At 70.5% G+C, this 12,618-nt stretch carries 13 protein-coding genes; 10 read left to right on the top strand and 3 right to left on the bottom strand.

Features of this window, described 5'->3' with window-relative positions; all coding sequences use genetic code 11:
• The first annotated feature begins 201 nt into the window (after positions 1-201).
• From ybgF to folP, 5 genes are all read left to right on the top strand, one after another.
• Entirely contained in the window at positions 202-1,062 is an 861-nt protein-coding gene (ybgF, locus tag ASD38_RS10110) for a tol-pal system protein YbgF (RefSeq protein WP_056459772.1), read from the top strand.
• Between the two features lie 160 nt (positions 1,063-1,222).
• Complete coding sequence (tilS, locus tag ASD38_RS10105; protein ID WP_056459770.1) at positions 1,223-2,578, top strand: tRNA lysidine(34) synthetase TilS; 1,356 nt, start codon at positions 1,223-1,225, stop codon at positions 2,576-2,578.
• A 76-nt stretch (positions 2,579-2,654) separates the two neighbouring features.
• Positions 2,655-4,529 carry an ATP-dependent zinc metalloprotease FtsH gene (gene ftsH, locus ASD38_RS10100; protein ID WP_056440965.1) on the top strand — a complete coding sequence of 625 codons (1,875 nt, stop codon included), beginning with the start codon at positions 2,655-2,657 and terminating at the stop codon, positions 4,527-4,529.
• A gap of 125 nt (positions 4,530-4,654) precedes the next feature.
• Positions 4,655-5,131, top strand: coding sequence for a YbjN domain-containing protein (locus ASD38_RS10095; RefSeq protein ID WP_056440968.1), 477 nt, complete (start codon positions 4,655-4,657; stop codon positions 5,129-5,131).
• Between the two features lie 159 nt (positions 5,132-5,290).
• Positions 5,291-6,157, top strand: a complete 867-nt coding sequence (gene folP, locus ASD38_RS10090; RefSeq protein ID WP_056459768.1) for a dihydropteroate synthase — start codon at positions 5,291-5,293, stop codon at positions 6,155-6,157.
• Here the strand turns inward: folP and ASD38_RS10085 are convergent.
• Positions 6,154-6,516 carry a DUF2200 domain-containing protein gene (locus ASD38_RS10085; protein WP_056459763.1) on the bottom strand — a complete coding sequence of 121 codons (363 nt, stop codon included), beginning with the start codon at positions 6,514-6,516 and terminating at the stop codon, positions 6,154-6,156. The two genes, folP and ASD38_RS10085, sit on opposite strands and share 4 nt — an antisense overlap.
• Positions 6,517-6,824: 308 nt before the next feature.
• The gene (locus tag ASD38_RS10080; RefSeq protein WP_056440975.1) at positions 6,825-7,154 is read right to left on the bottom strand and encodes a hypothetical protein; all 330 of its coding nucleotides are present in this window, start codon (positions 7,152-7,154) and stop codon (positions 6,825-6,827) included.
• A gap of 268 nt (positions 7,155-7,422) precedes the next feature.
• Between ASD38_RS10080 and ASD38_RS10075 the strand changes: the two genes are divergently transcribed.
• The 5 genes from ASD38_RS10075 to ASD38_RS10055 all read left to right on the top strand — a co-directional run bounded on the left by ASD38_RS10075 (position 7,423) and on the right by ASD38_RS10055 (position 12,075).
• Positions 7,423-8,043, top strand: a complete 621-nt coding sequence (locus tag ASD38_RS10075) for a GNAT family N-acetyltransferase (RefSeq protein ID WP_056459762.1) — start codon at positions 7,423-7,425, stop codon at positions 8,041-8,043.
• Between the two features lie 67 nt (positions 8,044-8,110).
• Complete coding sequence (locus tag ASD38_RS10070; RefSeq protein ID WP_056459759.1) at positions 8,111-9,493, top strand: M20/M25/M40 family metallo-hydrolase; 1,383 nt, start codon at positions 8,111-8,113, stop codon at positions 9,491-9,493.
• Between the two features lie 200 nt (positions 9,494-9,693).
• The gene (gene thiD, locus ASD38_RS10065) at positions 9,694-10,512 is read left to right on the top strand and encodes a bifunctional hydroxymethylpyrimidine kinase/phosphomethylpyrimidine kinase (protein ID WP_056459756.1); all 819 of its coding nucleotides are present in this window, start codon (positions 9,694-9,696) and stop codon (positions 10,510-10,512) included.
• On the top strand, positions 10,509-11,093 hold the full coding sequence (locus ASD38_RS10060) for a nucleotidyltransferase family protein (RefSeq protein WP_056459753.1): 585 nt from the start codon (positions 10,509-10,511) through the stop codon (positions 11,091-11,093). The genes thiD and ASD38_RS10060 overlap by 4 nt, the downstream gene beginning before the upstream one ends.
• Positions 11,094-11,190: 97 nt before the next feature.
• Positions 11,191-12,075 carry a PhzF family phenazine biosynthesis protein gene (locus ASD38_RS10055; RefSeq protein WP_056459751.1) on the top strand — a complete coding sequence of 295 codons (885 nt, stop codon included), beginning with the start codon at positions 11,191-11,193 and terminating at the stop codon, positions 12,073-12,075.
• 23 nt (positions 12,076-12,098) lie between these two features.
• Here the strand turns inward: ASD38_RS10055 and ASD38_RS10050 are convergent, their stop codons facing one another.
• Positions 12,099-12,473 carry a hypothetical protein gene (locus ASD38_RS10050; RefSeq protein ID WP_056440994.1) on the bottom strand — a complete coding sequence of 125 codons (375 nt, stop codon included), beginning with the start codon at positions 12,471-12,473 and terminating at the stop codon, positions 12,099-12,101.
• Positions 12,474-12,618 lie beyond the last annotated feature (145 nt).

The following is a 12,618-nucleotide window of genomic DNA, read 5'->3' as shown; positions in this document are numbered from 1 at the left end:
CCCCCTCGATGGGGGAAGGGCGCATCCTCGTGCTGTCATCCCGGACGCAGCGCAGCGAAGATCCGGGACCGCCGGAAGCTCGGCGCTCGGGCATCGGTCCCGGATCTTCGCGCTGCGCGCTCGTCCGGGATGACAGAGTTTTGGTAGCGCGTCGTTGTTTGGCGCCGCACTTTTGTCCGCAACCGGGGCATAATCGCCGACATGACGCTGAAAGCCGCCCTGCTCGCCTCCGTCCTGGCCCTGACCGCCGTCCCGGCCCTGACCTCGATCACCCTGCCTTCGAAGGCCATGGCCCAGACCGCCATGCCCGATCCGCTGGACGACCGCTCGGTCAAACGGCTGGACAAGATGGAGAAGGTGGTCCGCGAACTGCGCGCGATCGTCTTCCAGGGCCGCGACACCGGCAAGCCGGTCGTCGTCCAGGCCGCCGAGACCGACGCCCAGATCGCGGCGCTGTCGGAAAGGCTGACCGATCTGGAACAGACCCTGACCAAGCTGAACGGCCAGAACGAGACCCTGACCCACGACCTGGACGAGGCGCGCCGGGCCAACGAGAGCGAGAAGACCCGCGCCGACGCGCTGGACCAGCGCCTGGCCGCCCTGGAAAAGCGTCTCGCCGACCAGGAGGTCGCCGCGGCGGCCGCCGTCGCCGCGGCCCCCGCCGCGACCGCCTCCGATCCGGGCGAGGCCTTCAAGTCGGCCCGCCAACTGCTGCTGGACGGCGACTACGGCGCCGCCGAACAGGCCTTCGCCGGCTATGTCGAGGCCTTCCCCGACAGCGCCAAGGCGCCGGAGGCCCGCTACTGGCTGGGCGAGACCCAGTTCGTGCGCGAAGCCTATTCCGATGCGGCGGGAAGCTATCTGGGCGCGGTGCGCGGCTGGCCGCAGACCAGCTGGGCGCCCGACGCGGTGCTGAAGCTGTCGCGCTCGCTGGTGGCCCTGAAGAAGCCCGCCGACGCCTGCAAGACCCTGGACGAGCTGTCCCGCCGCTATCCCAAGGCGCCCAACGCGGTCACCGCCAAGGCCACGGCGACGCGCGTCCAGGCCAAGTGCGCGAGCTAGGGTTCTAGATCTATTGATCCGCTCATCCCGGCGAATGCCGGGACCCAGATGGAATGGCGGTGTGGCGGGTTCCTTGAGCTCAGCGCTTATCCGGCCAGCCCGAGCGCCTTTGGATCTGGGTCCCGGCATTCGCCGGGATGAGCGGAATTAGGGGAGGGCCATGACCGAAACCTTCCCCGCCTTCACCGCCGCCCTCGACCGCCGCCTGCGCCCGGACGCGGCCGCGCCCCTGGCGGTGGGGTTCTCCGGCGGCGGCGACAGCCTGGCCCTGCTGATCCTGACCCTGGACTGGGCGCGGGCCCAAGGCCGGGCCGTGGTCAGCCTGACCGTCGACCACCAGCTCAATCCCACCAGCGGCGCCTGGACTGCGCGGGCGGTCGCCAAGGCCCGCGCGCTCGGCGCGCGCGCCAGCGCCCTGGCCTGGACCGGACCCAAGCCCGCCTCGGGCCTGTCGGCCGCCGCCCGCGCCGCCCGCCACGCCCTGCTGGCCGACGCCGCCCGCGCGGCCGGCGCGCGCGTCCTGCTGCTGGGCCACACCGAAGACGACCTGGCCGAGGCCGCCCTGATGCGGGCCGAGGGCTCGACGGTGCCGGATCCCCGCGAATGGTCGCCGTCGCCCGCCTGGCCGCAGGGCCGGGGCGTGTTCGTGCTGCGGCCGCTGCTGGCGGTCGGACGCGGCGAGATCCGCGATTGGCTGGCGGCGCGAGGCGAGACCTGGCTGGACGATCCGGCCAATGAGGATCCCGGGTCGGCGCGGGCGCGGGCGCGGGCCCATTTGAACGCTTCCCCTCCCCCTCGTGGGGAGGGGGCAGGGGGTGGGGGGAGTCCGCGCGCAATGCGTCCGACGTCCAGCCCCCCMCCCCAACCCCTCCCCACGAGGGGGAGGGGCTATCTCATTTTGCCCCGCGACGCCCCCGCCGCCCAGGTCGCCGCCGCCTGCCTGTGCGCGGCCGGCACGTCGCGGCCGCCGCGCGGCGAGCGGCTGCGGCGGCTGGTCGAGCGAATCGGACGCGGCGAGACCTTCACCGCCACCCTGGCCGGGGCGCGGATCGAGGCGGGGGACGTCGTGTCCTTCTTCCGCGAACCGGGCGAGGCCAGACGCGCACCAGGCCCTCCCCCCGTGGGGGAGGTGGCGGCGAAGCCGACGGAGGGGGGAGTGGTCGAGCGCCCGACGTCTCCCCCCACCGATCCTTCGGATCGCCTCCCCCAGGGGGGGAGGGCCTTGATCCCCGGTCAACCTCTCGTCTGGGACGGCCGCTACGAGATCACCGCCGCCGAGCCCGGCCTGACCGTTCGCCCCCTGCAAGGCCTCGCCGCCCGCCTGCCCGCCGCGCAACGCCAGGTCCTGCAAGGCCTCCCGGCCGCCGCCCGGCCCAGCCTGCCGGCGGTGCTGGCCCCCGACGGGACGGTCAGTTGCCCGATCCTTGCAGAGGCGAAAGCGGCGCGCGCGCGTTGTCTTGTGATGGATCGTTTCGAGGCGGCGACGGGCCGTGTCGATCAAGAGCCCGCGACATGATATCCCGCGCGTGGCGAAACCGGCCGGACCATCCTATCTTGGAAGGTCAGAGACTATCGTTGGGAAGACAACGCGTATGAATTTCAAGACCCTGGGCATCTGGGCGACGATCGTGGTGGTGCTGGTGATGGCCTACACCGTCGTGAGCCAGGGCGGAAAGCCCGGCGGCAACGGCGAGGTCAGCTACTCGCAGCTGCTCAAGAACATCGACAACGGCGAGGTCAAGAAGGCCGACATCAGCGGCGACGTCGTCAAGGTCGAGCCCAAGACCGGCAAGCCCTATTCGGTCAACGTGCCGCCGAACTCCGAGGATCTGGTCAAGCGCCTGGAGGCGCGCAACTCGGTGATCGTCTACCAGCGCAACACCTTCAGCCTGCTGGGCCTGCTGTTCCAGATGCTGCCGATCCTGCTGCTGATCGGCGTGTGGATCTTCTTCATGCGTCAGATGCAGGGCGGCACCAAGGGCGCCATGGGCTTTGGCAAGTCCAAGGCCCGACTGCTGACCGAAAACAAGAACCGCGTGATGTTCGACGACGTCGCCGGCGTCGACGAGGCCAAGGAAGAGCTGCAGGAAGTGGTCGAGTTCCTGAAGGACCCGGCCAAGTTCCAGCGCCTGGGCGGCAAGATCCCCAAGGGCGCCCTGCTGATCGGCCCTCCGGGCACCGGCAAGACCCTGATCGCCCGCGCCGTCGCGGGCGAGGCCGGCGTGCCGTTCTTCACCATCTCCGGTTCGGACTTCGTCGAGATGTTCGTCGGCGTCGGCGCCAGCCGCGTGCGCGACATGTTCGAGCAGGCCAAGAAGAACGCCCCCTGCATCATCTTCATCGACGAAATCGACGCCGTCGGCCGCCATCGCGGCGCCGGCCTGGGCGGCGGCAACGACGAGCGCGAGCAGACCCTCAACCAGCTGCTGGTCGAGATGGACGGCTTCGAGGCCAACGAAGGCATCATCCTGATCGCCGCCACCAACCGTCCCGACGTGCTGGACCCGGCCCTGCTGCGTCCGGGCCGCTTCGACCGCCAGGTCGTGGTGCCCAATCCGGACGTCATGGGCCGCGAGAAGATCATCCGCGTGCACATGAAGAACGTGCCGCTGGCCGCCGACGTCGACGTCAAGACCCTGGCCCGCGGCACCCCCGGCTTCTCGGGCGCGGACCTGGCCAACCTGGTCAACGAGGCGGCCCTGACCGCCGCGCGCAAGAACCGCCGCATGGTCACCATGCACGACTTCGAATACGCCAAGGACAAGGTGATGATGGGCGCCGAGCGTCGCTCGATGGCCATGAGCGAGGACGAGAAGAAGCTGACGGCCTATCACGAGGGCGGCCACGCCCTGGTGGCCCTCAACGTCGCCATCGCCGACCCGGTCCACAAGGCCACCATCGTGCCGCGCGGCCGGGCCCTGGGCATGGTCATGCAGCTTCCCGAGGGCGACCGCTACTCGATGAGCTACGACATGATGACCTCGCGTCTGGCCATCATGATGGCCGGCCGGGTGGCCGAGGAGCTGATCTTCGGCAAGGAGAAGATCACCTCGGGCGCCTCCAGCGACATCAGCGCCGCCACCAGCCTGGCCCGCAACATGGTCACCCGCTGGGGCTTCTCCGACGAGCTGGGCACCGTGGCCTACGGCGACAACCAGGACGAGGTGTTCCTGGGCCACTCGGTGGCCCGCACCCAGAACGTCTCGCCCGACACCATGATCAAGATCGACAGCGAGGTCCGTCGCCTGGTCAAGGGCGGCGAGGACGAGGCGCGCCAGATCCTGACCGAGAAGCTCCCCGAGCTGCACCTGGTGGCCAAGGCCCTGCTGGAGTTCGAGACCCTCAGCGGCGACGAGATCATCAACGTGATGAAGGGCGTCCAGCCGACCCGGATCGAGGACGAGAGCAACAAGATGCCGACCGGGCCGGTGGCCTCGGTGCCGGTGTCGACGGGCGTCACCGCCTAGGGCTTGGGTCCAGACAGCGTTGGAAAAGCCGGACCGGTTCGCCGATCCGGCTTTTTCTTTGCCTGCCGCATCGACGGGGCTAACCTGCGCCTTGGCCGCGACGAGCGGCGGGGGAGGGGTTTGAGATGAAGACGGTGATGATCGCCCTGGCGGCCGCCATGGCGCTTTCGACCGGCGCCGGCGCGGCCCAGGCCCAGAGCATCGACAAGGACGGCATGACCGGTCCCGAAGTGTCGGCGTGGCTGCAGAAGGGCGGCTACAAGGCCGAGCTGACCAAGGACGGCAGCGGCGATCCGATGATCAACAGCGCCGCCGAGGGCCAGACCTTCAAGATCTATTTCTACGACTGCAACGACGCCAAGCGCTGCAAGGCCTTGCAGTTCTCGGCCGGCTTCGACCTGAAGACTCCGCTGGCGCTGGAGAAGGCCAACACCTGGAACCGCAAGAACCGCTATCTGAAGGTCTATCTCGACGACGACGGCGACCCCTACGTCCAGTACGACGTCAATGTGAACGCCGGCCGCACGATCTCGGGCCTGGACGACGACTTCGGCGTCTGGACGGGGATGATCGGGGATTTCACCAAGTTCATCGACTGGTAGGGCTGGAGACGCCCCCTCCGTCGGGCTTCGCCCGCCACCTCCCCCGTTTCACGGGGGAGGAGAGGCCGCCGCATCCTCCTCGCCCGCGAAGCGGGGGAGGTGGCGCGATGCGAATACGCATCGTGACGGAGGGGGCGTCGCGGGCCTAAAACCCCAACCATGACAGCCCAGCCCGTCCGCCCCCGCGTCATGGGGATCGTCAACGTCACGCCCGACAGCTTCTCTGACGGCGGGCGGTTCTTCGATCCCGCCGCGGCCCTGGACCAGGCGCGGCGGCTGATCGACGAGGGGGCCGACATCCTCGACATCGGCGGCGAAAGCACCCGGCCCGGCGCGACGCCCGTACCGGCGGCCGAGGAGATCGCCCGGGTCGTGCCGCTGATCGCGGCGATCCGCGCCGTCAGCGACGTGGCGATCTCGATCGACACCATGAAGCCCGCCGTGGCTCGCGCCGCCGTCGCCGCCGGGGCGACGATCTGGAACGACGTCGCCGCCTTGCGCTTCGCCCCAAGGACTTCGGAGATGGGCACTTCGGAAATGGGCGCCCCCGAGGTCGCCGCCGAGCTGGGCTGCGAGGTGATCCTCATGCACATGCTGGGCGAGCCCGGCACGATGCAGGACGATCCGCGCTACGACGACGTGGTCGCCGAGGTCGAGGCCTTCCTGCTGGCCCGGGCCCTCACGGCCATGGCCGCCGGGGTCGAGCGCGAGAAGATCTGGCTGGACCCGGGCATCGGCTTCGGCAAGACCCCCGCCCACAACCTGGCCCTGCTGGCCGCCCTGCCGCGCTTCGTGGCCCTGGGCTATCCGGTGCTGCTGGGCGCGAGCCGCAAGCGGTTCATCGCGACGCTGGACCCGTCGGGGGCCGAGCCGACGGCGCGTCTGGGCGGCTCCCTGGCCGCTCATCTGCACGGCGCGGCGGCGGGCGTGGCGGCGGTGCGGGTCCACGACGTGCGCGAGACGGTCCAGGCCTTGGCGGTGTGGGGCGCGATCGGGGGCGCCGCCCAAGGTCGCCCGCGGCCCTAGGCGGGCGCCTGGCGTCGCAGGATCTTGTCCATCGCCTTGCCCTTGGCGAGTTCGTCGACGAGCTTGTCCAGGTAGCGGATCTCCCGCATCAACGGCTCGGCCACCTCCTCGACGCGAACGCCGCAGACCAGACCCTTGATCTCGGTCCGCGCGGGATTCAGTTCGGACGCCCCGGCGAAGAAGGTCTCGAAGTCCGATTTCTTCGCCAGATGGGCGTCGAATTCCGCCCGACTGAAGCCGGTCAGCCAGAGGATGATCTCGTCGACCTCGGCCTTGGTCCGCCCCTTCCGCTCCGCCTTGGCGACATAGAGCGGATAGACGCTGGCGAAGCTGGTCGTGTAGAGGCGGTGCTTGGTCATCACGATCTGGTCCGCTGGGCGAAGACCCGCATCCCCCGGCTGGGGCCGCGCCTGAAGCCTTGGCGGATCGGAGCGCCGGGGTCTGGCCGTGTCAAGGCGCGGACTCTGGCGGCCTGGCCGCCGCGGGCGGACGTTTGACCTGGATCCGCTCCCTAGCCGCCGTCATCCCGGGCCTTGTGCCCGGGACCCCTCTGTCCGCCGCAAGGGCGGAGGAGTGGCGCGCTGGCGCGCCAAAGCGCTTCACCGTCGGCTGAACCAGGGGTCCCGGGCACAAGGCCCGGGATGACGGAGCTTTATGAAAAAGGTCCTCACAACCGCCCGCGCCGTCCGCCCTTGAGCTTTTCGAACGCCCGGCGGGCCTGTTCGGCCTGGGCGGCGACGGGGGCGAGGGCGGGGGCGAGGTCGGCGAACGCCGGCGCCGCGGCGGCCATGGCCGGCGCCGCCCGCGCCATCGGCAAGATCAGCGCCACCTTCCGCGCGACGGCGGCCAGCTCGCCGCAGGCCTTGGCCTTGTCGCGGGCCCGGCGGATCTCGGCGGGGTCGTCGCTGTGTTCGAGGATCGCCCAGGCCGCGTCGAGGGCGGCCATGAGCTTGGCTTGCAGGGCCTGGCACCAGGCGGGGATGTTGGTTTGGGTCATGCCCTGAGTGTGCGGCCGTCCTGGAGGGTGGGGATCGGAAACGTGCGTTTTTGTGTAAGAGGTTGGATTCACGTGGGTTTGTGTCGGGATGTGCGGGGATAGACGCCTTCGCGCTCACCTCCCCACCGTCATCCCGGGCACAAGATCCGGGATGACGAAGCGAAAAGAAGAAGAGGGTCACCCCTGTGGATAACTTTCACGACCCATCCCGGCCTGGCCACGCGCCGCGCCCATGCTAGCCTTCCCAAAAAGAGGGGGAGGCTCGTTGATGCTTCGGATCGAACCGGCCGAGGGGCTGCGCCAGGCGGCGCGTGACGACTGGCGGACGCTGGGGGCGATCACCGCCGAGGCCTTCGCCGAGGACCCGGTCGCGACCTGGACCTTCGACGGCAAGCCGTGCCTGAGGCCGGTCTTCCAGCGCCTGGCCCGCGACGTCTACCTGCCGCGCGGCGTCTGCCACCTGGCGGACGGCGCCGATGGGCGCGAAGTCGGCGCGACCATGTGGCTGCCCCCGGGACCGAGCAAGGAGCTGCCGCCGCTGTCGCTGCTGGGCGCGGCCGCCCGGCTGCTGGTCGACGGCGGACCCCGGGCCATGGGCCGCGCCCTGGCCGTCGACGCCGAGATGACGCGGCGCAAGCCCAAGGCGCCGCACGTCTATCTGTTCTCCATCGGCGTGATGGCCGCCGCGCGCGGCAAGGGCCTGGGCCGGCGGCTGCTGGCCCCGGTCCTGGCGGCCTGCGACGCGGCGGGCCTGCCGGCCTATCTGGAGAACAGCAATCCGCTCAACACCCCGCTGTACCAGGGGGCGGGCTTTCGCACGCTGGAGGTCTTCGCGCCCGCGCCCGGCGCCCCGCCGCTGGCGGCCATGTGGCGCGATCCGCGCGGCTGACCCCGCACCCGGCCCTTGCGTCCGGCGGCGGAACCGCCAAGCTGCCTCGTCTGTCCGGGGAGACTCCATGCGTTCCGTTCTCGTCCTCGCCGCCGCCCTGGCCCTGGCCGGTCCCGCCGTCGCCGCGCCGGCCGCCGCCCCAAACCCCGCCCCAAGCCCCGCCAAGCCGCAGCCCGTCCTGAAGACCATCGCCGCCGACGTCGATCCCAAGGCGCTGGAGGCGACGATCCGCGCGCTGGTCGGCTTCGGCACCCGCCACACCCTGTCGGACACCACGTCCGACACCCGGGGCATCGGGGCGGCGCGGCGCTGGACGGCGACGCGGTTCGCGGCGATTTCCAAGGCCTGCGGCGGCTGCATCACGGTGGAGATGCCGACCAAGACCTTCACCGGCAAACGCGCCCCCAACGGCGTCGAGATCGTCGACGTGCTGGGCGTTCAGCGCGGGACCACCGACCGCGAGCGGGTGGTGATCATCGCCGGCCACATCGACAGCCGGGTCAACGACGTGATGGACGCGACCACCGACGCGCCCGGCGCCAATGACGACGCCTCGGGCGTGGCGGCGGTGCTGGAGGCGGCGCGGGTGCTGTCCAAGCACAGGTTCCCCGCCACCATCGTCTACGCGGTGCTGTCGGGCGAGGAGCAGGGCCTCTACGGCGGCCAGCTGCTGGCCGAAACCGCCAAGGCCGAGGGCTGGAAGGTCGAGGCCGACCTGAACAACGACATCGTCGGCAATGTCCACGGGATCGGCGGGGCGGTCGACCGCGCCCACGTGCGGGTGTTCTCAGAGGGCACCAAGGCGGTCGAGACCCCGGAACAGGCCGACGCCCGGCGCTACAACGGCGGCGAGGTCGACAGCCCGTCGCGCAACCTGGCCCGGTTCATGGACGGCCTGGCCGAACGCTATGTGCGGGACCTCGACGTCGTGATGGTCTATCGCACCGACCGTTTCGGCCGGGGCGGCGACCAGGTCCCGATGCTGGAGGCCGGCTATCCGGCGGTGCGGGTCACCGAGGCGGCCGAGCACTATGACCGCCAGCACCAGACCGTGCGCGTCGAGAACGGCCGGGCCTATGGCGACGTGGTCGAGGGCGTCGACTTCCCCTACCTGGCCCAGGTGACGCGCCTGAACGCCGTGACCCTGGCCGCCCTGGCCTCGGCCCCGGCCCCGCCGTCGGGCGTCAAGATCGAGGGCGCGGTCAGCGCCGACACCAAGGTCTCGTGGGCGCCGGCGGCGGATGCGGCTGGCCACCGCGTCTGGTGGCGCGGCACGACCGAGCCGACCTGGAGCCACGCGCGGTCGGTCGGGGCCGAGACCTCGACGGTGCTGACCAATGTGGTGATCGACGACTGGTTCTTCGGGGTGTCGAGCGTCAGCGCCGACGGCTGGGAGAGCCCGGTGGTGTTTCCTGGGGCGGCGGGGAGTTTCGAGAGCGGGGCGAAGTAGGGACGTGGGATCACACCCACTTGCCCCCACCTGACCGCTTCGCGGTCTGTCCGCCCCCATAGGGGGCGGAGGACGAACGCGGCTCCTCTTCCCCCTATGGGGGAAGACGGTCGCGAAGCGACCCGTAGGGGGCAAGTGAGTGAGCCACTTGCCTAAAACCGCCTACCCCGCACCCCCCACTTCCCGCTAGAACCACCCTCATGACTCAAACACATCAGGGCCGGGTGCTCGTTCTCGCCGGATCGGATTCCGGCGGCGGGGCGGGGATCCAGGCCGACATCAAGACCATCACCGCCCTGGGCGGCTACGCGGCCACGGCGATCACCGCGATCACCGTGCAGAACACCCTGGGCGTGACCGGCGTCCACCCGATCCCGCTGGACGTCATCGAGGCCCAGGCTCGCGCCGTGCTCGACGACATCGGGGCCGACGCCTTCAAGACCGGCATGCTGGGCGACGTCGCCACGGTCGAGGTCGTGGCCCGGGTGCTGGACAGCGCCAAGGAGGTTCCGGCCGTCATCGACCCGGTGATGGTCGCCAAGGGCGGGGCCTCGCTGCTGACCGACCAGGCGGTCGGGGCGCTGAAAAGCCTGCTGATCCCCCGCGCCGCCCTGCTGACCCCCAACGCCCCCGAGGCCGCCGCCTTGACGGGCCTGAGCGTCGAGACCACCGACGACCTGCGCCGGGCCGGCGAGGCCCTGCTGGAGCTGGGCGCCCACGCGGTGCTGATGAAGGGCGGGCACGTGCCAAAAAGCGAAAGAGGGGCCGAGCGCGTGATGGATCTGCTGATCACCCGCCTGGGCGAGACCGCGTTCGAGGGCGAACGGATCGAGACCCGCCACACCCACGGCACCGGCTGCACCCTGGCCAGCGCCTGCGCCACGGGCCTGGCCCAGGGCATGAGCCTGACCGAGTCGGTCGCCCGGGCCTGGAACTATGTCCACGAGGCCATGCTGCGCGCGCCGGGGTTCGGCGCGGGCCACGGACCGCTGGACCATGCCTGGATGACCCGCAAATGAACGCTCTGGACTCCCGCCTCGTGGACATCATCCGCGGCGTGCCGACCACGATGCAGGTGCTGCGGACGGTCCGCGACCTCGAGCTGCCCGATGCGATGATCTTTTCCGGCGCGGTCTACCAGCCGGTCTGGAACCACCTGACCGGCCGGGCGCCCGACTACGGGATCAAGGACTACGACGTGGCCTATCACGACGATTCCGACATCTCGTACGAGGCGGAGGACGTGGTGATCCGGCGCGTGGCGGCCCAGTTCGACGAACCGCTGAAGAGTCTGGTCGAGGTGCGCAACCAGGCCCGCGTGCACCTGTGGTTCGAGAAGAAGTTCGGGGCCGACGAGCCCTATCCGCCGCTGCTGACCAGCGCCGACGCCCTGAAGCGCTTCGTGGCCACGGCCTTCTGCGTGGGCGTGCGGATGGAGGCCGACGACAGCCTGTCGGTGTTCGCGCCGTTCGGGTTGGAGGACCTGTTCGCGATGCGCCTGCGGCCCAATCCCCTGAGGGTAAAGGGCGCGGGCGGCTGGGAGCGCACGACCGGCTCGGCCCAGGCGCGGTGGCCGGAGATCACGGTGGAGGGGCAATAGGGTCCGGAAAACATTGTCATCCGAGACAATGTTGCCTTTGATCCTGTGACGCCTTGGCCCTAGGACCGCGAGAGCCGCCGTTTTCCGGAGCCTCGCCATGCGCCAGTGGACCATCGACGCTTTCGCCTCGGGCCCGTTCAAGGGCAATCCGGCCTGCGTGGTCGAACCGTTCGACGCCCAAGACGGTAAAGGATGGCCGGACACGGCCTGGATGCAGGCTCTGGCGGCCGAGAACAATCAGGCCGAAACCGCCTTCCTGCTGAAGACCGCCGATCCGGCGCGCTTTGCCCTGCGCTGGTTCACGCCGACCGTCGAGGCGCCGATCTGCGGTCACGCCACCCTGGCCAGCGCCCACGCCCTGTTCGAGGAGCTGGGCGTCGACGCGCCGCTGCTGACCTTCGACACCCTCGCGGGTGACCTGACGGTGCGCCGGGCGGACGGGGTGTTCGGCGGGCCGGGGCTGGAGATGGACTTCCCGGCCGACCCGCCGCGCCGGGTCGAGGCCGGGCCGGACCTGGCCAGGGCCCTGGGCGTGACGCCGCTGGAGGTCTGGGCGGGCCAGTATCTGCTGGCCGTGGTCGCCGACGAGGCGACGGTGCGGGGGCTGTCGCCGGACCTGGCGTTGCTGAACACCATCGGGGCGGACCTGGCCAAGGGCGGGGCGGGGCAGGTGATCGTCGCCGCCTTGGCCGATCCTGGGGCCGATCCTGGGGCCGATCCGAGCCGGGACTACGCCGTGGTCAGCCGGTTCTTCGCGCCGGGCTGCGGCATTCCCGAAGACCCGGCCACGGGGTCGGCCCACTGCATTCTCATGCCGTTCTTCGGCGATCGGCTGGGCGCGGCGACCCTGCGGTTCCATCAGGCCTATCCCGGCCGGGGCGGGGACCTGGAGTGCGAAAACCGCGGCGCGCGCGTTCTTCTGCGCGGCCGCGGCTTCACCATGGTCGAGAGCCGGTTGAGGGTGGAGCCGGCGCTCGGCTAGGCCTCTCTCGAGGCGTCCGGGTCTTAGTAGCGACGGCCGTAGCCGTAGTCGCGGTCGTGGCGCTCGTAGCGGATCTGGGCGCTGATGCGGTCGTAGCGGCGATCCAGGTCGGCGCGTTCCCAGCCGCTCAGGCCGCCGCGACGATAGCGGGCTTCCAGGCGGGCGGTTTCACGCAGGTCGCCCTTCAGGCGCCAGGCTTCGCCACGGGTCAGGCCGCCGCTGCGGATGCCCACGTCGATACGTTGGTCGAGGCGGGCGACGCGGTCGCCGCCGACATCCTGGTAGCCGCGGTCATAGCCGCGATCATGGCCATAGCCATAGGCTTGGGCCGAGGCGACGGCGGGGACGACGGCGGCGACGGCCGAGGCCGCGGCGATCGAAAGCAGGATCTTTTTCATCGGTACGGTTCCTCTCGAAATGTTTTCCGACGCCCGACGGGACGACGTTGACCTCAAGAGACCACACCCAGGCTGAAGCGGTTCTGAGCCGCTCGTTATGTTGTGTTCAGGTAGGTGAATGCCCCAACGATCCGCTCATCCCGGC

Source organism: Caulobacter sp. Root487D2Y, assembly GCF_001427165.1.
In the GTDB taxonomy this organism is placed as follows: domain Bacteria; phylum Pseudomonadota; class Alphaproteobacteria; order Caulobacterales; family Caulobacteraceae; genus Caulobacter.
This window is presented reverse-complemented; position numbering and strand designations above follow the sequence as displayed.